20 protein-coding genes and 3 pseudogenes are annotated in these 21,981 nt (G+C 48.6%); 7 read left to right on the top strand and 16 right to left on the bottom strand.

Going from position 1 to position 21,981, the window contains the following annotated elements:
• Positions 1–8: 8 nt before the first annotated feature.
• Genes spaP through invF form a run of 10 tightly spaced genes read right to left on the bottom strand, consistent with a single transcriptional unit; the run spans position 9 to position 10,270 of the window.
• Positions 9–683: an SPI-1 type III secretion system export apparatus protein SpaP gene (gene spaP, locus J1G48_RS04790; protein ID WP_000526016.1), complete on the bottom strand. Its 675-nt coding sequence runs from the start codon at positions 681–683 to the stop codon at positions 9–11.
• The gene (gene spaO / locus J1G48_RS04785; RefSeq protein WP_000058730.1) at positions 673–1,584 is read right to left on the bottom strand and encodes an SPI-1 type III secretion system protein SpaO; all 912 of its coding nucleotides are present in this window, start codon (positions 1,582–1,584) and stop codon (positions 673–675) included. The genes spaP and spaO overlap by 11 nt, the downstream gene beginning before the upstream one ends.
• Positions 1,584–2,594 (bottom strand): SPI-1 type III secretion system protein SpaN, encoded by a 1,011-nt coding sequence (gene spaN / locus J1G48_RS04780; protein ID WP_000503106.1) that lies wholly within the window; start codon positions 2,592–2,594, stop codon positions 1,584–1,586. Before spaN ends, spaO begins: the two co-directional genes overlap by 1 nt.
• Entirely contained in the window at positions 2,594–3,037 is a 444-nt protein-coding gene (spaM, locus tag J1G48_RS04775; RefSeq protein ID WP_001520714.1) for an SPI-1 type III secretion system protein SpaM, read from the bottom strand. The genes spaN and spaM overlap by 1 nt, the downstream gene beginning before the upstream one ends.
• A complete protein-coding gene (invC, locus tag J1G48_RS04770) occupies positions 3,015–4,310 on the bottom strand; it encodes a SctN family type III secretion system ATPase InvC (protein WP_000856766.1) in 1,296 nt (431 codons plus the stop codon). The genes spaM and invC overlap by 23 nt, the downstream gene beginning before the upstream one ends.
• Positions 4,307–4,714: an SPI-1 type III secretion system chaperone SpaK gene (gene spaK / locus J1G48_RS04765; protein WP_001164066.1), complete on the bottom strand. Its 408-nt coding sequence runs from the start codon at positions 4,712–4,714 to the stop codon at positions 4,307–4,309. Before spaK ends, invC begins: the two co-directional genes overlap by 4 nt.
• Before the next feature lie 23 nt (positions 4,715–4,737).
• Entirely contained in the window at positions 4,738–6,795 is a 2,058-nt protein-coding gene (gene invA / locus J1G48_RS04760; protein WP_000927219.1) for a type III secretion system export apparatus protein InvA, read from the bottom strand.
• Between the two features lie 24 nt (positions 6,796–6,819).
• Entirely contained in the window at positions 6,820–7,938 is a 1,119-nt protein-coding gene (invE, locus tag J1G48_RS04755; protein ID WP_000612171.1) for a type III secretion system gatekeeper InvE, read from the bottom strand.
• Positions 7,935–9,623: a type III secretion system outer membrane ring protein InvG gene (gene invG / locus J1G48_RS04750; protein WP_000848113.1), complete on the bottom strand. Its 1,689-nt coding sequence runs from the start codon at positions 9,621–9,623 to the stop codon at positions 7,935–7,937. Before invG ends, invE begins: the two co-directional genes overlap by 4 nt.
• Entirely contained in the window at positions 9,620–10,270 is a 651-nt protein-coding gene (gene invF / locus J1G48_RS04745) for a type III secretion system transcriptional activator InvF (RefSeq protein WP_001674874.1), read from the bottom strand. Before invF ends, invG begins: the two co-directional genes overlap by 4 nt.
• Positions 10,271–10,725: 455 nt before the next feature.
• Here invF and invH point away from each other — a divergent pair, with 455 nt between their 5' ends.
• From invH to J1G48_RS04725, 4 genes and pseudogenes are all read left to right on the top strand, one after another.
• Positions 10,726–11,169, top strand: coding sequence for an SPI-1 type III secretion system invasion lipoprotein InvH (gene invH, locus J1G48_RS04740; RefSeq protein ID WP_000715097.1), 444 nt, complete (start codon positions 10,726–10,728; stop codon positions 11,167–11,169).
• 403 nt (positions 11,170–11,572) lie between these two features.
• A pseudogene (locus J1G48_RS04735) lies at positions 11,573–11,762 on the top strand (IS3 family transposase); the annotation flags it as partial.
• Positions 11,763–12,031: 269 nt separating this feature from the next.
• On the top strand, positions 12,032–12,322 hold the full coding sequence (locus J1G48_RS04730) for a DUF1778 domain-containing protein (RefSeq protein ID WP_000855694.1): 291 nt from the start codon (positions 12,032–12,034) through the stop codon (positions 12,320–12,322).
• Positions 12,319–12,846, top strand: a complete 528-nt coding sequence (locus J1G48_RS04725; protein ID WP_000971655.1) for a GNAT family N-acetyltransferase — start codon at positions 12,319–12,321, stop codon at positions 12,844–12,846. The genes J1G48_RS04730 and J1G48_RS04725 overlap by 4 nt, the downstream gene beginning before the upstream one ends.
• A 72-nt stretch (positions 12,847–12,918) precedes the next feature.
• Here J1G48_RS04725 and J1G48_RS04720 read toward each other — a convergent pair.
• A pseudogene (locus J1G48_RS04720) lies at positions 12,919–13,124 on the bottom strand (IS5/IS1182 family transposase); the annotation flags it as partial.
• A gap of 358 nt (positions 13,125–13,482) precedes the next feature.
• On the opposite strand from J1G48_RS04720, the gene pphB reads away from it, so the two are divergent.
• Positions 13,483–14,139: a protein-serine/threonine phosphatase gene (gene pphB, locus J1G48_RS04715; protein WP_000420452.1), complete on the top strand. Its 657-nt coding sequence runs from the start codon at positions 13,483–13,485 to the stop codon at positions 14,137–14,139.
• Between the two features lie 244 nt (positions 14,140–14,383).
• Here pphB and J1G48_RS04710 read toward each other — a convergent pair whose 3' ends face one another.
• From J1G48_RS04710 to J1G48_RS04695, 3 genes and pseudogenes are all read right to left on the bottom strand, one after another.
• Positions 14,384–14,878: a hypothetical protein gene (locus tag J1G48_RS04710; RefSeq protein ID WP_000424949.1), complete on the bottom strand. Its 495-nt coding sequence runs from the start codon at positions 14,876–14,878 to the stop codon at positions 14,384–14,386.
• 26 nt (positions 14,879–14,904) lie between these two features.
• Positions 14,905–15,573 carry a hypothetical protein gene (locus J1G48_RS04705; protein WP_000445914.1) on the bottom strand — a complete coding sequence of 223 codons (669 nt, stop codon included), beginning with the start codon at positions 15,571–15,573 and terminating at the stop codon, positions 14,905–14,907.
• A 585-nt stretch (positions 15,574–16,158) separates the two neighbouring features.
• Positions 16,159–16,557 (bottom strand): annotated as a pseudogene (locus J1G48_RS04695) (cytoplasmic protein); the annotation flags it as partial.
• Positions 16,558–16,715: 158 nt separating this feature from the next.
• Here J1G48_RS04695 and mutS point away from each other — a divergent pair.
• Positions 16,716–19,283, top strand: a complete 2,568-nt coding sequence (gene mutS / locus J1G48_RS04690) for a DNA mismatch repair protein MutS (protein ID WP_001005807.1) — start codon at positions 16,716–16,718, stop codon at positions 19,281–19,283.
• 55 nt (positions 19,284–19,338) lie between these two features.
• Here mutS and J1G48_RS04685 read toward each other — a convergent pair whose 3' ends face one another.
• Both J1G48_RS04685 and J1G48_RS04680 read right to left on the bottom strand, forming a co-directional pair.
• Entirely contained in the window at positions 19,339–19,719 is a 381-nt protein-coding gene (locus tag J1G48_RS04685; RefSeq protein ID WP_001070477.1) for a DUF4440 domain-containing protein, read from the bottom strand.
• Positions 19,716–20,924, bottom strand: a complete 1,209-nt coding sequence (locus tag J1G48_RS04680; protein ID WP_000222419.1) for an MFS transporter — start codon at positions 20,922–20,924, stop codon at positions 19,716–19,718. Before J1G48_RS04680 ends, J1G48_RS04685 begins: the two co-directional genes overlap by 4 nt.
• An 87-nt stretch (positions 20,925–21,011) precedes the next feature.
• Between J1G48_RS04680 and J1G48_RS04675 the strand changes: the two genes are divergently transcribed.
• Positions 21,012–21,944: a LysR family transcriptional regulator gene (locus J1G48_RS04675; RefSeq protein ID WP_000216295.1), complete on the top strand. Its 933-nt coding sequence runs from the start codon at positions 21,012–21,014 to the stop codon at positions 21,942–21,944.
• Positions 21,945–21,981: the final 37 nt, after the last annotated feature.

Here is a 21,981-nt window from a genome sequence, read left to right as displayed (position 1 = left end):
TAATGATGTCATGTTGCAATGTCCATATACTGTAATATCAATCCCTTAGACAGTAAGGTCCAGCCATCAAGCGCGACAAAAAGCACCAACTTAATAGGTGTAGATATCGTCACCGGACTCATCATCATCATCCCCAGCGCCAGTAGCACGCTGGATACCACCAGGTCGACGACAACAAAGGGCAAATAGAGATAAAAACCAATTTTAAACGCGCTTTTTATTTCGCTCAGCGCATAAGCAGGTAATAACGCAAATATTGATGGTTTTTCAATTTCATCTTTGTCACGCTTTACCGTCTCGGTCTCTTCTCCATACTGACGCTTCAGTTGCGCGTTTTCAAAAAACTGAACTAACTCGCGATCTGAATATTTGATCAGATAATCGCGATAACCATCCAGACCTTCATCAACGTGTTTACTTAATGACGAAATATCATTAAAGGTGACATCTTCGTCCTCAAAATAGACGTAGGCATCATGCATTATTGGCCACATAACAAACATAGAAAGCAGCAATGCGACGCCGTTAAGCGTCATATTTGAAGGTATCTGCTGCAATCCCAGGGCGTTACGCACCATGACAAATACAATAGAAAATTTAACGAAACAGGTTCCTGACGCAATAATAAATGGCAACAGGGTGGAAAATGCCAGTAAGGCAATTAATGAGATATCATTCCCCATTACCAGACTCGCTCAGCCATTCATGGATCTCAACGCCTAAGGTGTCATTCATCTGTACCAGTTCGCCATTACCCAGCAAAACACCATTCGCCATAATTTCAACGTTAAGTTCAGCATTGGTCGGCAGTGATAATAGCTGTTGCTGCCCCATGGCTTCGAGTTCGGCGAGGGTAACGTTCTTACGATACAAAACAAATTCCAGTTTGACGGGCAATTGATTCAAGCCAGGCAGAGTTTCTGCAGTTTCAGTTGTATTATTTTCTTCTTCGATATGTTGAATATCTAACGTTTCCACAATAATTCCCCCTTCAACACGGTTGAAATGACCTAACTTTTTCGCGTAGCAATAAACTTCCGCACGGGAAGTACGAATCAGGAGTACATCTCCGATCCCGATTCGGCCCAGCAACGAACGCTGCGTATCACTGCTACCGATTACAAAGCGCAACGGCCAACGCAGCATTTTCGGCCTGCCGCCCCCGACTGCAGGCAGTTCAGGAAGATATTCAAACCACAGGCCGCCCCGATCGCTCATAATGTGCAACAATTTCCCTTCCGGCAGCGCGCTTCCCGGCACGGGGTTCTCTACGCATAAACGCCGACAGGACAAATGCGGCACGGGCAACTCAAACGGTCGCTCTGTCGCAGCAAGCCAGGGAACGACCAGGTGCTCAGCGCCAGCAGAAACCGCCGCCCCCGCCAGAGCGGGAGAGACATGCTCAAGCCAGTCCCCAGGTTGAATCCACGCCGACCACCGTTTTTCTGCATCGCTCAACCGAACCCACATTCCTTGTCGCGTCGGATATTCCAGCGTAGCTTCCTGGCCATGGCGCTGGCATTCTGTCGCGGTTTGCGCCAATAGCCATTCGCGACGATCAATCTGTCTCACACGCAATGACATCAGGCGTCATCCTCCTCGCCAGATTGCTGTCTGTGCTGTTGCTGCTGCGGATTTTGTTGATCGTCTCGCGTCAGGTGCCAGCGCTGGGGATTACCGTTTTGCCATTGATCATGCAAACGATGTTCAACCTGCGTATTTGACGGTATTAACGAAAACTCCCCTGCTTGCCGCGCCTGAATATTGACGGAATAGTCATTTCCCCAGCGCTGAAAACGGTAAGTCAGCGAGCTATCCTCTCCTTTCACGCCATCGGCAGTCGGAAAAATAGTCATCATCGGCTTTGATTGCGCCGCTAAAGGCATTTTTTCATCGCCGCCGGTTAATTGGCTAAGATCGGCGATAGTGGTTGGTTGCAGCGGAAGCTGAGAAACATCTTTAACCTTTTTATGATCTTTATCGTCAGGCTTACCGGTATTGGCTGCGGCCATTCGGGCAGGTGCGACATCCCGCGCCAGCGGCGCGCCCTCTTTACGAACGCCTTCGCCCGCGATGGCTTTATTATCCCCAGGCAATGCCTTGATATTATCGTCAGAGATTCCCGTGGCGTTATCGGCTACTTCACTAACGGACTCCACGGCTTTTAAATCAGCAGATAATTTTTTACCGCTTACGCTTTCTAACGGCCTATTTTTAGACGATAGCAACGCTGCGGATTTATCTACTTTGGCCTCCGCAGAAATCAAACCGACAGATTTTTCAGCAGTGACTTTCAACAGTTTTTCAGCAATCCTGAGTTCGCCTTTTCCGTTATGATGCAGACCAGAAACGTTGCCATTGTGATGTTCTGATTTCGCTGGCGCGCCATGTCGCCATGCCGCCAGTAATACCGGTAAAGCCGTTTCTTTATGCATTACGAAAGCATCGCCATAGTCGCGATCTTTTTTATCACCGGAATATTCTGTCTTATGTTTTTCCACCGCTTTTTTTAATGCTTCTGATAAACCGCCAACCTCATCCTGCTGCGGCAGTAAAATGTTCCCGGATGAACTGACAGCTGACACATCGCCCATTAAATTATCTCCTCTGACTCGGCCTCTTCCTGCTGTATCTCTCGCTGGATATAGAATCTTTTCTGACGGATTATCCAGCGTTGATAGTTCCCTTCTTTGCGCAACCAATATTTACTTTTTTTCTGAAACTCTTCCCTTTTCTTTTCCAGCTCGCTCCGTTTTTCCTGAATTTGTATAATCTGGAGTTCTAAATCTTTTATCTGCCGGCGAACAATAGACTGCTTACGTAATAACGTATAAATTTCCTCACGACTGAGCTGTCTGTTTTCTGCACGCAGCGTATCTAATAACAATTTCAGACCCGCTATTTGTTCAAGGATCGCCTCCTCCTCGGCCTGCAGCCCGCGGTCCTCATCCTGATAGCGAAGTAATATCGACTCACACTGTGAATGAAATACCGTACAGCGCCGCTGCAATACTTTAATTCTGGTCAGCGAATGCATTCATACCGCTCAACGTGTCATCAAAGGATGAATACTGCGCTACCGGCTGGCATAACCAGGCTTTCAGGCTATCCCGCATCTGCATCGCCCGATCGTTATCGATATTTTCGCCAGGACGATATTCTCCCAAGTCAATGAAAAGCTGGAGCTCTTCCAAACGCGTCATTAATTTACGCACGGCAGATGCCTGTTCAGCATGTGTCGGCGTCGTGACTTGTCCAAAAACGCGGCTTACGCTTTTCAGTACATCGATTGCCGGGTAATGTCCCTGCCCGGCCAGCTTTCTGCTCAGATACAGGTGACCGTCAAGGATAGAGCGAATTTCATCCGCCATCGGGTCCGCCTCTTCCTCGCTTTCCAGCAGTACCGTATAAAAGGCAGTAATGCTTCCCTCGCTGGTCGCCCCTGGGCGTTCCAGCAAGCGGGGCAAATTATCGAATACGGAGGCGGGATAACCTCGACGGGCCGGACGCTCTCCCGACGCCAGTGCCACGTCTCGCAAAGCACGCGCATAACGGGTCATGGAATCGATAAAAAGCACGACCCGTTTTCCCTGGTCGCGAAAATATTCCGCTACGGTTGTCGCCAGTTGCGCCGCATTGCAGCGATCGACCGAGGGGAAATCGGAAGTGGCAAAAACCAGCACGCATTTTTCTTTCTTATGCGAAGCGCGCAACATATCCACGAATTCAGTGACCTCACGGCCTCGTTCACCGATAAGACCGATAACAAAGACATCCGCCTCCGTTTGCTCGATCAGCATATGCATCAGCATGGTCTTACCGCATCCTGCGGAGGCAAAAATGCCCATTCGCTGGCCTACGCCACAGGTCAATAACCCGTCAATCGCGCGCACACCGGTAATCAGCGGTTCACGGACGCCAACGCGTGAAGCGTAAGACGGCGGTGCGACATCAATAACGCGTTCTTCGCTAATCGGCGCCACTTCAGGGGTAAAACGCTCAACGATTTTCCCTGTCGGATCCAACACCGCGCCTAATACCGAGTATCCCACCCACGCCGATAACGCACGTCCAGTGGGATAAAGCACGACATCGCGGCTCAGCCCCTGGGCATTGCCGATAAGGCTCAACACGGTGCGTTCCCGCTGTAAGCCAACCACCTGCGCACGTGCAACAACCTGTTTTTGGTGCCAGCCACGGCGTATTTCACACAGTTCGCCAATGGCCACATCGCGCAATTCCGCCTCAATAATTGGGCCGGTTATTTTTTGTGGGTAGGCCAGATATTGCAGTAAACGAGGTGTTTTCATCTCATTAGCGACCGACTAAAAACTTCCAGATAGTTGTAAAACCCATTCAAGGCAGTAGAGAACTTTTCACCGTCAGATAAAAAATCCGGATGCACTAAGGCTTTAAGCGTTAGCTCCCCATTCTGCTCCCCCAGTAGTAATTGCCCGCCGCGGGCAAAATGGCATCCTTCCATGATGGTCATTAAGATTTCATAAGCCCGCTGTTGTAATACCACCATGCTGTCAGCACCCAATTGCGCCCAGATCCATACATCATCGTCCTTGACGCTGATACAGATACTTGGCAATGCAAATAAATCCAGAACAATTGTTGAATGGCTATCTATTCCTCCGATGAGTGAAGGATCGCAACCACTTACTTCCAGTGCGGAACGAACTAATTCAGCGATATCCAAATGTTGCATAGATCTTTTCCTTAATTAAGCCCTTATATTGTTTTTATAACATTCACTGACTTGCTATCTGCTATCTCACCGAAAGATAAAACCTCCAGATCCGGAAAACGACCTTCAATCATTTTCTTAATAAATCGACGGACATCGACAGACGTAAGGAGGACAAGATCTTTATGTGCAATCAATAAATCATCCAACTTAAGTGTAATGAGATCCATCAAATTAGCGGAGGCTTCCGGGTCAAGGCTGAGGAAGGTACTGCCAGAGGTCTGACGGATCCCTTTGCGAATAACATCCTCAACTTCAGCAGATACCATTACTGCTCGTAATTCGCCGCCATTGGCGAATTTATGACAAATATAACGCGCCATTGCTCCACGAATATGCTCTACAAGGTTAATGACATCTTTTTCTCTTGGCGCCCACAATGCGAGCGCTTCCATAATTAATTTCATATTACGCACGGAAACACGTTCGCTTAATAAACGCTGCAAAACTTCAGATATACGTTGTACCGTGGCATGTCTGAGCACTTCTTTAAGTAAATCAGGAAATTTCGCTTCCAGTTGGTCCAGCATATGTTTTGTTTCCTGAATACCGAAATATTCATTGACGTTGCGCGCCAGCGTCACCGCCAGACAGTGGTAAAGCTCATCAAGCGCGTTCCGCAACACATAGCCAAGCTCCCGGAGTTTCTCCCCCTCTTCATGCGTTACCCAGAAATACTGACTGCTACCTTGCTGATGGATTGTTGGATTAATACCAAAGGACACGACTTCATCGGAATAATTTACCACTCGCATCAAATCAAAATAGACCGTAAATTGTTCAACACGGATCTCATTAATCAACAATACGATGCTGTTATCGTCCAGGCCCTCGCCATCGCGTAACAATACTTCCGGCAGGCGCACGCCATAATCAATAAAGAACTGACTACGTAGACGCTCCGCAAGTTGAGCTTTTTCCAGATCTTCACGCCGGCTCTTCGGCACAAGTAATATCAACGGTACGGTCTCTGTAGAGACTTTATCGAGATCGCCAATCAGTCCCAACGACGACCCTTCTTTTTCCTCAATACTAAGCGGCTGCTCGCCTTTGCTGGTTTTAGGTTTGGCGGCGCTACGTTTTGCTTCACGGAATTTAAAATAGAAGAGTACGCTTAAAACCACCGATAAAATAACAAATACCGGCAGCGGGAATCCCGGCAGAGTTCCCATTGAAATGGTCAAAATAGCCGTAACAACCAATACAAATGGGTTGTTCAACAGCTGCGTCATGATATTCCGCCCCATATTATCGCTATCGCCATTTACGCGAGTCACGATAAAACCGGCACTAATCGCAATCAACAATGCGGGGATCTGGGCGACAAGACCATCACCAATGGTCAGCATGGTATAAGTAGACAGAGCGGAGGACAAATCCATACCATGGCGGGTCATCCCCACCGAAATACCGCCAATAAAGTTCACAAAGATAATAATGATGCCGGCAATAGCGTCACCTTTGATAAACTTCATCGCACCGTCAAAGGAACCGTAAAGCTGGCTTTCCCTTTCCAGTACGCTTCGCCGTTCGCGCGCAGCATCCGCATCAATAATACCGGCCTTCAAATCGGCATCAATACTCATCTGTTTACCGGGCATACCATCCAGAGAAAATCGGGCCGCGACTTCCGCGACGCGTTCTGAACCTTTGGTAATAACGATAAACTGGACCACGGTGACAATAGAGAAGACAACAAAACCCACCGCCAGGCTATCGCCAATAACGAATTGCCCGAACGTGGCGATAATTTCACCGGCATCGGCTTCAATCAAGATAAGACGGCTGGTACTGATCGATAATGCCAGACGAAAGAGCGTGGTAATTAACAGTACCGCAGGAAACGTTGAAAAACTGAGGATTCTGTCAATGTAGAACGACCCCATAAACACCAATATCGCCAGTACGATATTCAGTGCGATCAGGAAATCAACCAGATAGGTAGGTAATGGAATGACGAACATAGAAATGATCATCACCATTAGTACCAGAATCAGTAATTCAGGTCGTAAACGAGCACTGTTAAGTAGAGAAAGCAGCACTATAGGTATCCTGTTAATATTAAATTAAGACAGCTTTTCAATAGTACGACGCTGTTCTGCCATTTCATGCTTGTAGGCAATATCGGTCATACTACGTAACGCCATTAACAATTCTTCCTGCCAATATTCTTCATAAAAGAGTGAAGAGGGTATGGCTTTACATACTTGATAAAATATCTGCAAAAAGGATGCATGTTCTTTATGACTAAGCAATAACGCATTCAAACCTATAATATCGGCTAACAGCGAATCCACTTCATGTGGCTGTTGCAATAGCGAAAGCATCAGTAGTAGCCACGACGACTCCTCCGCATTAAACGCTTTGGTAAACGAATACGACAACAATGTACTCACAAACAGTAGGTCAGCGGAGCGCAACATTTTAAGTTGCGTCAGGCGTCGTAAAAGCTGGCCAAACTCCAGGCGCGAACAACTGGCGTCATTCGCGTCAATATCGGTTAATAGCGAACCCTCAATAAAATCCAGTACCACCAGTCGACGTTGATAGCCATAACTGGCTATCCAGTCAGAGTAAATCTCCACTTCATGTGATTCACTCTGGATAAATTGCCGATAGCTGGCGCGCAATAAGCCTGGTTTTAACGATAATGTTTTCCCAAAAAGCCGGGCCTTCAACGCACAATTAATCCCTGCCTTGAGGGTCTTCGGATCGGTTTGCTCTTCAACGTGCTTAAGTAACGACTCCAGCTTTTTCCGCACGATCTCTTCCAGGTCTTTACGACGAAGCAATTCGCGTAACACAAGGACTAAATCACTGGGGTCAGGAAATAAGCTACGCGCCTGACGTAAAAAATCTTCTAACGCGCCGCCATGTACGCTAATTAGCTTTAAGATTTGCTTCGCCTTCGGTAAAGCCTCATCTTCCAGCACGCGTTCAAAACTGTTAGATAAATTACTGGATTTTTTTTCATAATCGCGACGGTTACGAAATTGCGCCAGCGCCGCTGACATTTCGTCCGTCGACTGGACAAATTTTTGTACTTCCGCCCCTGGAGACGAATCCTCTGCGGCCTGTTGTATTTCCGCCTGTTGCGCATCAGTATGCTGGGTCGCATCCTGATGAGATGTCTGCCGGGACAATATTCTGGAAAATGAAATACCGGAGGTTGAGCCAGGAATCATTTAATTGCCTCCTGACCTCTATCCAGATAAACACGAACCCATTTCTGTAACTTATCGTCCCCACTCCAGGCACCGCTTTGCTTCAGAATATTGTTTACCGATTCGCTGGCATCCGGCGTTAACGGGTCGACAATTTCTTTTGGTTCAATCATGAACACACGAACAACATTACTTTTATTCTTACTGGAATAGCGGAACAGGCTACCAATAAGCGGTAATTTGCCTAAAAACGGAATACTTTGGACAGTATCGGTATTTGCATCCCGTGTATAACCACCGACCAGCAAACTTTTTCCGTGCGGCACTCTCGCAATAGTGCTAATTAACGTTCGCCCGACTTCGGGTAACGCATCTACGGAGGTGGTAGTATCGGATTGCGGCGTCTTATCGTTGCCATCTTCAATGTCCAGCGACATTTCTATCTGACCATCTGCGGAAAAACGGGGCAGCACTCGGATCATTGTTCCGTATGTTACATGCTCAAGCGCCACATTACGTTCCCCAATCAGCTTGGTGTAAAACGTTCTGTTGTTATCAAAAATAGCGGGAACATTTTCCTGGGTCAGTAATACCGGGCGTGAAACCACCGTCGCCTGTTTCTTCTCTTCTAACGCATTGACCGCGGCGATGAATCGACTGCCATCGAGGGTACTTATTGAAGACTGGTTTAATGACACGCCAAGTTTGTCCCCAATAGTAATGCTGCCGCTCCATGAAGTGCCCAAACGCTCCAGATCGCTTTTATTAAGATCGACAATCCACAGGGATAATTCTACGTGACGTTTGGCGACATCCAGCGCTTTAACCAGCATTTCGATAAAATGCACCTGCTCAGCCGTTCCCTTTACTAACAAACTGTTGGTATCCGGATAGGCCACGATTTTAATATTGCCCGCCGCGGCATTTTGCTTTAAAGCTTCCTGCAGACTCATGCCACCGGCATAATTTGCTGCTTTACCTTTTTCTCCATTCGCTGAAAACGCTGGCATCGCCGGGGGTTCGCTACTGACAATATTACCTAAAGGTTGCTCTTCTCCCTGCAACAACCTTTCAATGGCCGTGGCAATACCGGGGATAACCATTTTCTGATCGCGCAGATTATAGGTACGATCGCCCACGAAGGTATTGTTCAGACGCATCACCCCTATTTTCTGACGTCCCAGCTCAATACCATCGTTTTGCTTGTCCATCATGGTGGCGGCGTTGACCACCATATCAACATAGACGGGTGGCCCTGAAACATAGAATGTTCCTTTACGGTTATCGCCACGTAGCGGGTAATTTTTGTTATATAAACCTGAGCGTTTTAGAAAATTGTTGAACTCATTGAGTGAGACGTTGCGTAAAGAAACCACGGCATTGCGCATTTCACTGGCGTCATAAATATAGATAGCCTGCCCATCGAAATACCAAATCAGCCCCAGTTGTAGGGAAAGCTTCTCCAGTAATGCGTTAGGATCGTGAAACTCAAAGTTGCCCGTAATTTTTTTTCGTGCCGCCATTTTGCTAACAATGACAGGCTCCTTTAGCTGTAGCGCCATGGCATCGAAAAATGTCCGCAGGCTATCGTCTTTCGCAACAAACCCACTTCCCGTTACAGGTATTTTTTCACTAGAATAACCAGGTGTAACCAGAACAAGCGCGGCACATGCCAGCACTCTGGCCAAAAGAATATGTGTCTTCATTTGTCTGCCAATTGAATAATATTTGATAATTTCCGCGGCGAAACGCCGATCAGCTCTTTGATCTCACTAGAAAAATGTGAAGGCGATGAGTAACCATGATTAACGGCTAATTGGGTGATGTTCTCGTGGCCTTCTACACTATTCAGCAGCGATTGCGCCATACGCCAGTTTCGTAATTCACTCTTCGCTTTTCCGCCCAACGCTCTGCTGCACAAACGACGAAAATGGGTATAAGAAACGCCATAGTCTTCTCCCAGCATTCTCATCGTGTTGCCGCTGGTTGACTGAGCGAGTAAATAGCCAACCAACCAGTAACTCTCGCTTTTTCGTAACAGCGCCAGTACCTTATTGAAGGCCGGAGAAGGCGTAATAATTTGCTGCAAAAACCAGTACTCGCAGCGTTTACGATCTTGCCAAATAGCGCGAAACTCAGGACTCAGCAAAACCCATTTATCGGATTCAGCATATGTCGTGTCCACTAATCCTGCGCCATCGATAAATGCCAGTAATTTGCTGAGTACTTCAATTTTTAACGGTCGAAAAACCAGGTCTCCTGATACTGGTGCGACAACGGCCTGCTCGCAAAAAAGCAGCGCGCCTTCCTGAATCAGGCAATTTTCATTGTGTCGGCTTTCAGAAAATGACATATGCAGCTTTTGCGCGGAACACGTCTGTATAAACCATGCTTCCGGGCTGCGGATTTTCCGCTTCTCTCCTTCTTTAAGTACTTCCTGCGTATTTAGCATAGTTGTCAGCACCAGTTAAAAATCATTTTAATATGTAAACAATACCGGGAGCGGGTGGCAAAATCCTGATGCAATCATTATGAAACTGATGCCGCCCGCTAATTAAATTGGCCAACTTGCACAGTGCTTGCTGATTTAAAATAGAAAATTAGCTCATAGTGTATAAATTCTGGCTTATTGTTCTGCAGCAGCAAAAATTCAGATATTGTCATCTGGATGGAGAATTAATTATTTATATCAGGAGTTTTTTTTGCTAGCATTCCTGAAACGCATTCGCCTCTTATCACTATTGTCAGATAACATTCTGACGGTTGTGTAAAAACATTGCGCCTCATTCTTCTGTAGTTGGAGTTAATATGAAAAAATTTTATAGCTGTCTTCCTGTCTTTTTACTGATCGGCTGTGCCCAGGTGCCCCTCCCTTCCTCCGTGAGCAAACCGGTACAGCAACCTGGCGCTCAGAAAGAGCAACTGGCCAACGCAAATAGTATTGATGAGTGTCAGTCTCTTCCGTATGTGCCGTCAGACCTTGCGAAGAATAAATCATTATCAAACCAGAACGCTGATAATTCCGCATCAAAAAATAGCGCAATCAGCTCAAGCATTTTTTGCGAAAAATATAAACAAACCAAAGAGCAGGCGCTCACCTTCTTCCAGGAACATCCACAATACATGCGTTCGAAAGAAGATGAAGAGCAACTCATGACCGAATTTAAAAAAGTTCTTCTTGAACCCGGAAGTAAGAATTTAAGCATATATCAGACGTTACTTGCTGCCCATGAAAGACTGCAATCCTTATAAGGCCATATCACCGTTGGCTGAACTCATCATGATATAATTAAGACCATATTTTGCATTGCCACTTAATATCAATATAATTATTATAGCTATGGTCACTTTTACGGTTGGCCATTTGTCTCTTACGTTGCATTTATCAATCTGCTTTTTGATACAGCAGCACCTCGCTGCTGCTTTTTTTATTTGTGATAAAGAACTGCCTCCCAAACTCGGGAAAATAGCCGAAACTTATACTGACAAACTATCGTCTCGTATATCGCGATAAACTGACATCCCCCTCTTGCCCCACATGTTGGCATTCTTACGATACCCCATCCACTTTTCGCGGATAACGTTCTTTTGAACTTACCCAGCAATAGTGGACACACAACTAAGTGAGTAAACGCTCAAACAAGAGGTGACTCACATGACAAAACCAGCATCAACCACCAATAAGCCACGCAAGCAGCACACGCCTGAAAGCCCTGAAACTGGCGGAACGCATTGGGGTGGCCGCTGCCACCCGCGAGCTTAACCTGTATAAATCACAGATCTACAGCTGGCGAAGCAAACAGCAAACTCAGCTCTCTTCTTCTGAACGTGAGCAGAAGATGTCCGCCGCTTAGGGTTGTGTCCCTATTACGCGGGTAGGATCAATCAAGCAGTTACGGCAAAAAAGAGAATCATGAATATATTTAGCAAACTCCCTGATGATACGTAATCAGTGAGATTAAAGTAATGCAATCGCGATAAACCGAAGTTAATCCCCTGTTTAAAGACAGTGAACGACCTTCTTGCCATGCCTGGACTATATCAGCCTCATATGTACGCCTTGAAAGCGTACATATATGTATTATAATTGTACATATTGTTCATAAACAGGAGGATGAAAACCATGCCTCAGATAGCTATAGAATCTAACGAAAGGCTGTCGTTGCGTGTATCGACGGATGCCAAAAAGTTGATAGTCCGCGCTGCGGCAATCCAGCAAACCAACCTGACGGATTTTGTGGTCAGTAACGTACTACCTGTCGCACAGAAGATTGTTGATGCCGCCGAACGGGTATATCTGACGGAGCGCGATACTCAAATGATCATGGAAATTTTAGATAACCCGCCAGCGCCGAATGAAAAGCTTCTTGCCGCTGCTTTCGCCCTGCCGGACATGAAGAAATGATGTTTACAGACTGGCATGAGGCCGCGATAGGGAAAACCCACAATCGAATGAATTTTGATTGTGGGGATGCCGATCTGAACCAATTCCTGCAACGCCATGCACGACAAAATCATGAGAAAGGGACAACGAAAACCTATGTTGCGCTTGATAATTCGGATGTTACACGTATCCACGGCTTTTACTCAGTCAGTCCTGCATCACTGATATATGCACAGGTTCCCGGCGCAATCAGCAAAGGATTAGGGAGATACGATGTGCCAGTGTTTCGTCTGGGTCGTTTAGCCGTAGACAAATCTATGCAGGGGCAAGGGCTGGGAGCACAACTTTTGTTATCTGCCGGAAAGCGTTGCATACAGGCGGCTTTGCAGGTCGGTGGCGTAGCCCTACTTATTGATGCCAAAAATAAACAGGTCTGCGACTGGTACAAAGGATTTGGCGCAGTACCATTAAACGATCAACCCCTTTCCTTGTTGCTGTCGTTTAAAACGCTTTATGCTGCTTTATCTGCATCTGGTAGGTTATGACAACATGAGGCTTTGTTGAATAATTCAGAATCGGCCAACGATAAGGATACAGGACTCCCACCGGAGCACTCGTTATACGAGCCTGACGCTGGACGGCATTGCCAACAACGTCATCCGGTTCAGCGCTTTGACCATCGCCATCGCTTCACCCACCTGCGCGTCATAGTTCCGCAGGCTCAGATGGCCGCCCAGCAAGGTTTTGATACGGAACATCGCTGTTTCCACTACTGAACGACGGTGATAGCCCACTTTCTTTTCCAGACCTCATTGCTGCCGCTCCGATGTTGATTTTAAACTTTTGCTTTGCCATCGGAACCCGATGCTGAAACGACAGTAACGATTAGATCCGCCAATCTCCTGAAAGTTCTATTTATTCAACAAAGCCCCTTCGGGATAGAGTTTCCGCTGAATGGGAAAGTATGCCTTTGCAATTAATCAATAAAGTGTTGCGCAAGAAATCGTGCATCTTTCAAGCACATCGTCTACTTTAATTAACCAATTCATAAAATATATATTCTCTGTTCATTTCTAGCTTGTAGGCTATTTTAATAACTGTGTATTTTAAACAATAAAAATTAATATTACCCTACTTCTTTGTTATAATACCAGCCTCCAAAATTGTGCTATAAGAACATCATGGAATTAATCCGTTATGCTGACATCAACAGCGATCTCTATCGCCACATTTGGGTCGTTGGTGATATTCATGGATGTTACTCCTTATTGTTAACCAGACTGGCTCAATTAAATTTCTCTCCTGATACCGATCTCTTGATCTCCACTGGAGATAACATTGATCGAGGAAAAGAAAACCTTGAAACACTGAGACTGTTAAATACCCCATGGTTTATTTCTGTAGTGGGTAATCATGAAGCTATGGCGCTTGACGCTTTTGAAACACAGGATGGCAATTTCTGGTATGTAAACGGTGGTTACTGGTACGACTCGGTCACCGAAAAAGACAGGCAAGAAGCCACTGAGCTATTACTAACTTTTAAGCAGCGTCCTCACATCATAGAGGTTGAAACGTCCTCAAAGAAGTACGTGATTGCCCATGCCGATTATCCAGATGACAGCTACGATTATGGGAAGCAAGTTGATATTGATAGCGTTCTATGGTCACGCGATCGTCTGCTTGGTTCGTTACAGGGGAATATCCATCCAATACGCGGTGCGGATACTTTCATCTTCGGCCATATGATTGTTGACTACACAACAACATTCGCCAATCAAATCTACATTGACACAGGTTCTTTCTGTTCAGGCAATCTGTCTTTTTTTAAAATAAAGTAATCTGGAAATAGAATTATGTAATATACGCAACGATAGCGTTACTTTATTTTGTATTCTGAGGATATATATTCAAACATAGAATTCTATCATAGCATATTAACCCTCCCTGCATTATGGGCAATGATATAGCCTTCAATAAGTACCATTGCCCATTCGTAATAGCGTCTAAATTTCGCGTTTTTCTGCCCATTTCAGCATTAAGATCGCAGGCCAAAAAAACGAAGCCGTAATCCGACGCAGGTAGTTACCCGAGCGCCTGAGACGAGTAAAGATCGCACATCTCAAGATACCTATCGGAAGAAAGCGCAATAACCGTGGTGGCGAAATGGATCGGCTTGCCTTCATGCAACACAATCTTAATACCGGCGGCGGCCGGGATGAAGTTAATGCTCTGTGAATGCCAGGTGTTTTCGGCGATATTTGTCCAGGCCGCGAATTTGCCATTACAGAAGCGAATACCTTCACGACTGATGGTGACTGCCGGCTTTGCCGCGCTTAAAAATGAGCGAGCCAGGCGCACAATAAATAACAGACTGCCGCAACAAATAAGCCCCATAAAGACGGCACCGCCAGTTTTGGGCTCCTCGGGATCGGTGGCCATACTCACCGCCAGCGCAATAAAAACTCCCATCATACAAATCCAGAACACAATACCAACCAACGTTTTAGATCTGGAATAATAGATATTGAACTCCACAGGCATGTTTTGCTGGCTGGTTTTTGATACGTACAGTTCCATTGATTCATCCTTGTATAAAAATGTCGTCAGGCGGGTAAACGCTGGGAAAGAAAGTTGAGCAGCAGCGGCTCATTGACGATAGTGGAGCGGTCGATTTTGCAGATCCGGCCCGTAGCGGTGCTAATCATCAGATAGCTCATTGAACTGCCAGCCCCCTCCTCGCGCTGGGTGCGAATACTGGCGATCTGCGCATACGGCACCGCCCGGTTTTTGTGTTCAAGCCGATCCGCCAGCGCGGTCACTTTGCCGAATTTAAGACGTCCATCGGCGGCGAGGCGCGCCCCCAGCGCAGAACCGTGTCGCCGGACAAGTTCAGCAGCCAGTCGGTCGTAAATTCCGTTGCCATCGTTCCAGAAATCAAGGTAGATGACGTACTTCTTGCCGCCACTGTGGCGCAAGATGAGTTTGTCGGATTGGTGGAGCAGACGCATTGATTCAAGCGCATCGTAATGGATAACACGATGCCCGGCCTGCAACGCGGTTTCGGTTAACGTCATCCTGCGCGGCGTAAACAGAAACAGAACTGTGACGCTGAATTTCCAGATGATAAACAACAGGCCCACCAGTAGCGATATACCGGAAAGCCGATAATTCACGGTGGCTGTTGCTATGCTGAGAATAAAAAAACCGATCCCGATAGCAAACCATTTCAGCTCCGAAAGCGAAAGATGCCGGGTGTATTGACGACTTTCCATGATGGTATGGTATCCCTGATTTTACTGTCGGCGTATTACGTCAGGTTGAGTAAGGAAGCTATATCCGTTATGTTTTAGGTTATATACACTTCATCCTTCAGGCTGCCGGAGCAACTATTGTACGCTCCCGGAGATTAATGAGAGACATCCTGCCTCTCACCGAAGACCAACCACGAGCCTATACACCATTCGGTGTAAATGCCTTTCTCAGAAGTGAACGTCCAGGCGGCTACCGAACCCGAGCGTGATAATAAAGCGACTCGTTGTCATGAGCCAGTCCCTTAGCGACATTGTCCATTTTCGGATGTCGGCCTGAATTGCCAGTCACACGACCTTTTTCACTGACTCGTCCGTCGGAAACACCGTACGCTTTTGATAGCATGTTGGTTATCTATGCCGGAAATGCGGGTCTGGTTTTTCTTCAGCAGACGATCGAACGGGCTGAGATCTTCAGGTATTTTGAGATTTTGGCCAGTGCATTAGCCAGAGCCTGCAACTGTTTTTCGTCCATAAAGCAACCAGCTTTTAATGTTGAATCGAACATATCAAAATCAGGCAATTACACAATTTTAATTACAGTCTCATTTTGAGTTCGGAAGCATCCGCTCCCCTCTTAATTTTGTTGGGATTTCTCTTTGTTGCGAGCATGGTCTGAACTAATTGCCTGGCTACTTGCCTTGTTTCGTCAATATTTGGAAAATCGAACACATTTCCAACTTTTACTTTCAAGACAGAACTTGGCTTCCTACCCTCACTGACATTACGATCTGACGAGGCTACTCTTCGCTGGATTACGTAGGTTTTTTTCGTCAAACTGGCTTTTACCCCGAAACCAGCAGGAGCTTCTCTGTGGTCATCGAAAACAATGTAGAGTTTTTGAGCTGGGTTAGCTTCGAAAACGATTTTTCCAGAGCGACTGAGTGCAGACTTAACATTGATACTTAACTTGTTGATAATGAAAGGCTGGCTGAGAGTTGTTTTCAAAGTATCACCCCTGTTGTAGTCCAGGAATGATGAGAATGTAACCTGTCACATTTTAGGCTACAGGTGAGCTACAAATTTATGGGTTTATGTGAGTTTATAAGGGTTTTACCTGGGGCCACATGAGCACTTGAAAGAATAAAAAAACGAGTAAAATCAATATGAATGAGTCATTTGATAAGGACTTCTCCAACCACACCCCCATGATGCAGCAGTATCTCAAGCTGAAAGCCCAGCATCCGGAGATCCTGCTCTTTTATCGTATGGGAGACTTTTACGAGCTGTTTTATGACGACGCAAAGCGTGCGTCGCAGTTGCTCGATATTTCGCTGACCAAACGCGGCGCATCGGCTGGCGAACCTATCCCTATGGCGGGTATCCCGCACCACGCCGTAGAAAACTACCTCGCGAAACTGGTCAATCAGGGCGAATCCGTCGCTATTTGCGAACAGATTGGCGATCCGGCCACCAGCAAAGGTCCCGTTGAACGTAAGGTCGTGCGTATCGTTACGCCTGGCACTATCAGCGATGAAGCCCTGTTACAGGAGCGTCAGGATAACCTGCTGGCGGCTATCTGGCAGGATGGTAAAGGCTACGGTTACGCCACGCTGGATATCAGCTCCGGGCGCTTTCGTCTGAGCGAACCCGCCGACCGTGAAACGATGGCCGCAGAGCTGCAGCGCACCAATCCCGCCGAACTGTTGTATGCCGAAGATTTTGCTGAAATGGCGTTAATAGAGGGACGCCGGGGTCTGCGCCGTCGCCCGTTGTGGGAGTTTGAGATTGATACCGCCCGCCAGCAGTTAAATCTGCAATTCGGTACGCGGGATCTGGTCGGTTTCGGCGTCGAAAATGCCTCGCGTGGATTATGTGCGGCAGGCTGCCTGTTACAGTACGTAAAAGATACCCAGCGCACCTCCCTGCCGCATATTCGTTCCATTACGATGGAACGCCAGCAGGACAGCATCATTATGGATGCCGCGACCCGCCGCAATCTGGAAATTACCCAGAACCTGGCCGGCGGTGTCGAAAATACCCTCGCCGCGGTGCTTGACTGTACCGTGACGCCTATGGGTAGCCGAATGCTTAAACGCTGGCTGCATATGCCGGTACGAAATACCGACATATTACGTGAACGCCAGCAGACCATCGGCGCCTTGCAGGACACCGTCAGCGAACTGCAACCGGTGCTGCGTCAGGTCGGCGATCTGGAGCGTATCCTTGCGCGTCTGGCGCTGCGCACCGCGCGTCCGCGCGATCTCGCCCGAATGCGTCACGCCTTCCAGCAGCTGCCGGAATTGCACGCTCAGCTTGAAACCGTTGACAGCGCGCCGGTACAGGCGTTGCGTAAAAAAATGGGCGATTTCGCCGAGCTGCGCGACCTCCTGGAACGCGCCATTATTGACGCGCCGCCGGTACTGGTCCGCGACGGCGGCGTTATTGCGCCCGGCTACCATGAAGAGCTGGACGAATGGCGCGCGCTGGCGGATGGCGCCACCGATTATCTCGATCGTCTGGAAATTCGCGAACGCGAGCGTACCGGGCTGGATACGCTGAAAGTCGGCTATAACGCGGTACATGGTTATTACATTCAGATTAGCCGTGGTCAAAGCCATCTGGCGCCCATCAATTATGTGCGTCGCCAGACGCTGAAAAATGCCGAACGCTACATTATTCCTGAGCTAAAAGAGTATGAAGATAAAGTTCTGACCTCGAAAGGCAAAGCGCTGGCGCTGGAAAAACAGCTATATGACGAATTGTTTGATCTGCTGTTGCCGCATCTGGCCGATTTACAGCAGAGCGCCAACGCGCTGGCGGAACTGGATGTGCTGGTTAACCTGGCCGAACGCGCCTGGACGCTGAATTACACCTGCCCGACATTTACCGATAAACCCGGTATCCGTATTACCGAAGGTCGCCACCCGGTGGTTGAACAGGTACTGAATGAGCCGTTTATCGCTAACCCGCTCAATCTGTCGCCGCAGCGCCGGATGTTGATCATTACCGGCCCCAATATGGGCGGTAAAAGTACCTATATGCGACAAACGGCATTGATCGCCCTGCTGGCCTATATTGGCAGTTACGTTCCGGCGCAAAACGTGGAAATCGGCCCCATCGACCGTATTTTTACCCGCGTCGGCGCAGCGGACGACCTGGCTTCCGGGCGTTCGACCTTTATGGTGGAGATGACCGAAACCGCGAACATTCTGCATAATGCCACGGAAAACAGTCTGGTATTGATGGATGAAATCGGGCGCGGTACCTCTACGTATGACGGGCTGTCGTTGGCCTGGGCCTGCGCGGAGAATCTCGCGAATAAGATTAAAGCGTTAACGCTGTTCGCTACCCACTACTTCGAGCTGACCCAATTACCGGAGAAAATGGAAGGCGTGGCGAACGTCCACCTGGATGCGCTGGAACACGGCGATACTATCGCGTTTATGCACAGCGTGCAGGACGGCGCGGCAAGTAAGAGCTATGGCCTGGCGGTCGCGGCGCTTGCGGGCGTCCCTAAAGAAGTCATCAAACGCGCGCGCCAAAAACTCCGCGAGCTGGAGAGCATCTCGCCCAATGCGGCGGCAACGCAGGTGGACGGCACGCAAATGTCGTTGCTTGCCGCCCCGGAGGAGACATCGCCTGCCGTTGAAGCGCTGGAGAATCTCGATCCGGACTCCCTGACGCCACGCCAGGCGCTGGAGTGGATCTATCGGCTGAAAAGTCTGGTGTAAACGTGTCGGGCCCGATAGCGCCGCGTTATCGGGCCCACGCGCCGGCACAGGCTTTTCAGGCTGTGGCTGTCGTTTCATGTAAATGACGCCAGACTATCCGTCCTCTTTCCCTTTTTAAAATGACCGTCGACCAGCGTACCGTCTCAGCCTGGCCCGGCAGTTGCTGTCGCTCGCGATAACGCAGCGCGGCGCCTTCCGGCCACTCCGCCACAAGGTCAATGTGCTCAACCACGATAACCATCCCCGGGCGACACGCGCGCTGCGCCTGGAAAAAAGCGCCCAGCGCCGGATAATCCAGACAAATACCTCCTGGCGTTATCATCGTAAAATCAACAGCGAAACGCGCTATCAACGCCTCCAGGCTACCCATCCCCTTACTAAGCCAGTTCTCAATCGCCGCATGGGCGTGAATAATTTCTTCTTTATATGGATTCATGGTCTTTCCTTTTTCAGGCACAGAAGCGCCTGTCTATTGTTCAGACAGACAGCGTAAATAAGGGGCAGCAGGGTGATACCGGCGGCGGCAATAAAGGTCCAGCGATAAGCAACCTCAAGCGACATAACGCGCTGGAACGCATTTAACAGCAGCGTCAACAGCGTCGCGCCAAGGAAAAAGCTGATCTGACGATTAAGATTCCATAGCGCGCTGGCGTCAGGCATGTCCCGGCGAGCAATAGTCAGGAAAGCGCCACTCTGCGCGGTACTGCTGCACAAACTGCCGCCAGCGCCCATTAAGGCGAATATCATCATCAGTACACGGTGCGATGTCGCAGGCGTAACGTTAGTTAAAAGCAATATCCCTGCGGCCTGAAGAAGACAGCCGACGATAATCAGCGGACGCGGCCCAAGCCGATTGAAATAACGTCCGGTAAGCATAATGGCGACAAATGAAGCGATCGACCAGGGGAGCATCAGCGACCCCGCCGCCGCAGGCGATAGCTGCGCGACGTTCTGTAGATAAAACATCCCGACCACGCTGATACCAATGAACATACCCGGCACACACAGATAGACGATCATGGCAAAACGCAGCAGCTTGTCCGTCAACAACGGCAGATGGAGCAATCTTGCTGACACCATTGTCGTCGAAGCGACGTTCAGCCAACGATAAGCGAGCAATAAAGTGAGAACGGCCACCGGCAGCGTGGCAAAGAATATCCAGCGCCAGCCGCACGTTTCCACCAGCAGCCCGCCAATCGCAGGCGAACATGCCGGCGCCAGTAGCGCCACCATCATGACAACCGATGACACGCCAGCGCGTTCATGCGGTTTAAACTGTTGCCAGGTTAACGCCTGACCAACCGGGATCAATAAGCCACCGCCCGCCCCCTGCACAATACGCCAGAAAACAAGGCTGTGTAAGGAATCGGCAAAACCTGCGGCAGCGGCGGCAACGCTAAACAGAATGAGCGAAAATATAATCAGCCGTCGTGCGCCGAGATAACGCGAAAGAAACGCGCTAAACGGAACGATCAGCGTTAATCCTGCGATATAACCGTTACTCACCCATGCCAGCGCCGATATGGACGTATGCAGCTCCACGGACATCGCAGGAAAAGCCACGCTGGCAATAAACAGATTAATCAGATCAAGAAAGAAGCCGAGCAGGTAAACCACTGCCACTTTACTGCGATACGTCATTATGCATCCTCCGTCAGAGGCGCTAATGTAGCCGTCCGGAGAAAGCCAGATAAGTCCGCGCTTCAACGATATACTGTCAAAATAATTTTGACAGTAAAGGAGCTCGCCATGCTCAATTTGCAGCGTATGTCGCTGTTTATCGCCGTGGTAGATAGCGGCAGCTTCACGGCGGCGGCGGCCGCATCGGGCCAAACAAAAGCGGTAGTGAGTTTTAATATTCGGCAGCTTGAAAAAGAGCTTGGCGTAACGTTACTGCTACGTTCCACCCGACGACTGACGCTCACAGACGCCGGCGTCCTCTTTTACCAAAAAGGCGTGAATTTACTCAACGCAGCGAAAAATTTGCAGGATGAAGTGCGTGCCAGCCATAGTGGGCTGGGCGGCGAGTTACGTATTACCACTACGCCCGAGTTTGGCGAACAGGTGATCATTCCGTTACTGGCGCAGTTTAGTCAGCGCCATCCCGATCTCCGTATTCGGCATATGTCCTCATCACATCATGCCGATTTAATTGCCGAGCGCTTTGATGTGGCGATTCGGCTTGGCTCGCTGGCCGACTCCCGCTATCGCGCCGCGCTGATATCCCGCTTTACCATTCTGCCGGTCGCCGCGCCGCAGTGGCTCGCCCGCCACCCCGTGTCGTCGCTGGAGTCGTTGGCTCAGGCGGAATGGATTATTCATGAGCGATTACCTACGCCGCTACGGTGGTCAGTAACGAATAATCATGGCCAACACTCACGCCTGGAGATAAGCAAAGCCGGCAAAATTTCTGTCGACAGCGCGCGCTCGCTGATGGCCTTCGCTCTCGCGGGAAGCGGCGTCGCATTACTGCCGCAATGGTTAGTCAACACCGCACTGGAGGATGGAACGTTAATTCACGTGTTACCCGACTATCATTTTCCCCGTCAGGGCATTTATGCCGTTTACCCGGACGCCCGCCATGTAACGACAAAAGTACGCGCATTTATTGATTTTTTACGTTCGCAATGGGATTGCGGGGAGCACGCCCCATCATTGTAGCCAGCCCGGGAGCATTGCGCTCCCGGACGGATAATAC

It is taken from the genome of Salmonella sp. SAL-020 (assembly GCF_017372215.1).
GTDB lineage: Bacteria > Pseudomonadota > Gammaproteobacteria > Enterobacterales > Enterobacteriaceae > Salmonella > Salmonella enterica.
The sequence above is the reverse complement of the archived record's forward strand: the minus strand, read 5'-3'. Positions and strand labels throughout refer to the sequence as shown.

Bases quoted from the DNA above. Each gene is read 5' to 3' on its own strand.
- invF (WP_001674874.1), bottom strand. From the start codon at position 10,270: ATGTCATTTTCTGAAAGCCGACACAATGAAAATTGCCTGATTCAGGAA.
- invC (WP_000856766.1), bottom strand. From the start codon at position 4,310: ATGAAAACACCTCGTTTACTGCAATATCTGGCCTACCCACAAAAAATA.
- mutS (WP_001005807.1), top strand. From the start codon at position 16,716: ATGAATGAGTCATTTGATAAGGACTTCTCCAACCACACCCCCATGATG.
- J1G48_RS04730 (WP_000855694.1), top strand. From the start codon at position 12,032: ATGAAAACCATGCCTCAGATAGCTATAGAATCTAACGAAAGGCTGTCG.
- J1G48_RS04685 (WP_001070477.1), bottom strand. From the start codon at position 19,719: ATGAATCCATATAAAGAAGAAATTATTCACGCCCATGCGGCGATTGAG.
- invE (WP_000612171.1), bottom strand. From the start codon at position 7,938: ATGATTCCTGGCTCAACCTCCGGTATTTCATTTTCCAGAATATTGTCC.
- spaN (WP_000503106.1), bottom strand. From the start codon at position 2,594: ATGGGCGATGTGTCAGCTGTCAGTTCATCCGGGAACATTTTACTGCCG.
- spaM (WP_001520714.1), bottom strand. From the start codon at position 3,037: ATGCATTCGCTGACCAGAATTAAAGTATTGCAGCGGCGCTGTACGGTA.
- invH (WP_000715097.1), top strand. From the start codon at position 10,726: ATGAAAAAATTTTATAGCTGTCTTCCTGTCTTTTTACTGATCGGCTGT.
- pphB (WP_000420452.1), top strand. From the start codon at position 13,483: ATGGAATTAATCCGTTATGCTGACATCAACAGCGATCTCTATCGCCAC.
- invG (WP_000848113.1), bottom strand. From the start codon at position 9,623: ATGAAGACACATATTCTTTTGGCCAGAGTGCTGGCATGTGCCGCGCTT.
- J1G48_RS04710 (WP_000424949.1), bottom strand. From the start codon at position 14,878: ATGGAACTGTACGTATCAAAAACCAGCCAGCAAAACATGCCTGTGGAG.
- spaO (WP_000058730.1), bottom strand. From the start codon at position 1,584: ATGTCATTGCGTGTGAGACAGATTGATCGTCGCGAATGGCTATTGGCG.
- spaP (WP_000526016.1), bottom strand. From the start codon at position 683: ATGGGGAATGATATCTCATTAATTGCCTTACTGGCATTTTCCACCCTG.
- J1G48_RS04705 (WP_000445914.1), bottom strand. From the start codon at position 15,573: ATGGAAAGTCGTCAATACACCCGGCATCTTTCGCTTTCGGAGCTGAAA.
- J1G48_RS04725 (WP_000971655.1), top strand. From the start codon at position 12,319: ATGATGTTTACAGACTGGCATGAGGCCGCGATAGGGAAAACCCACAAT.
- spaK (WP_001164066.1), bottom strand. From the start codon at position 4,714: ATGCAACATTTGGATATCGCTGAATTAGTTCGTTCCGCACTGGAAGTA.
- J1G48_RS04680 (WP_000222419.1), bottom strand. From the start codon at position 20,924: ATGACGTATCGCAGTAAAGTGGCAGTGGTTTACCTGCTCGGCTTCTTT.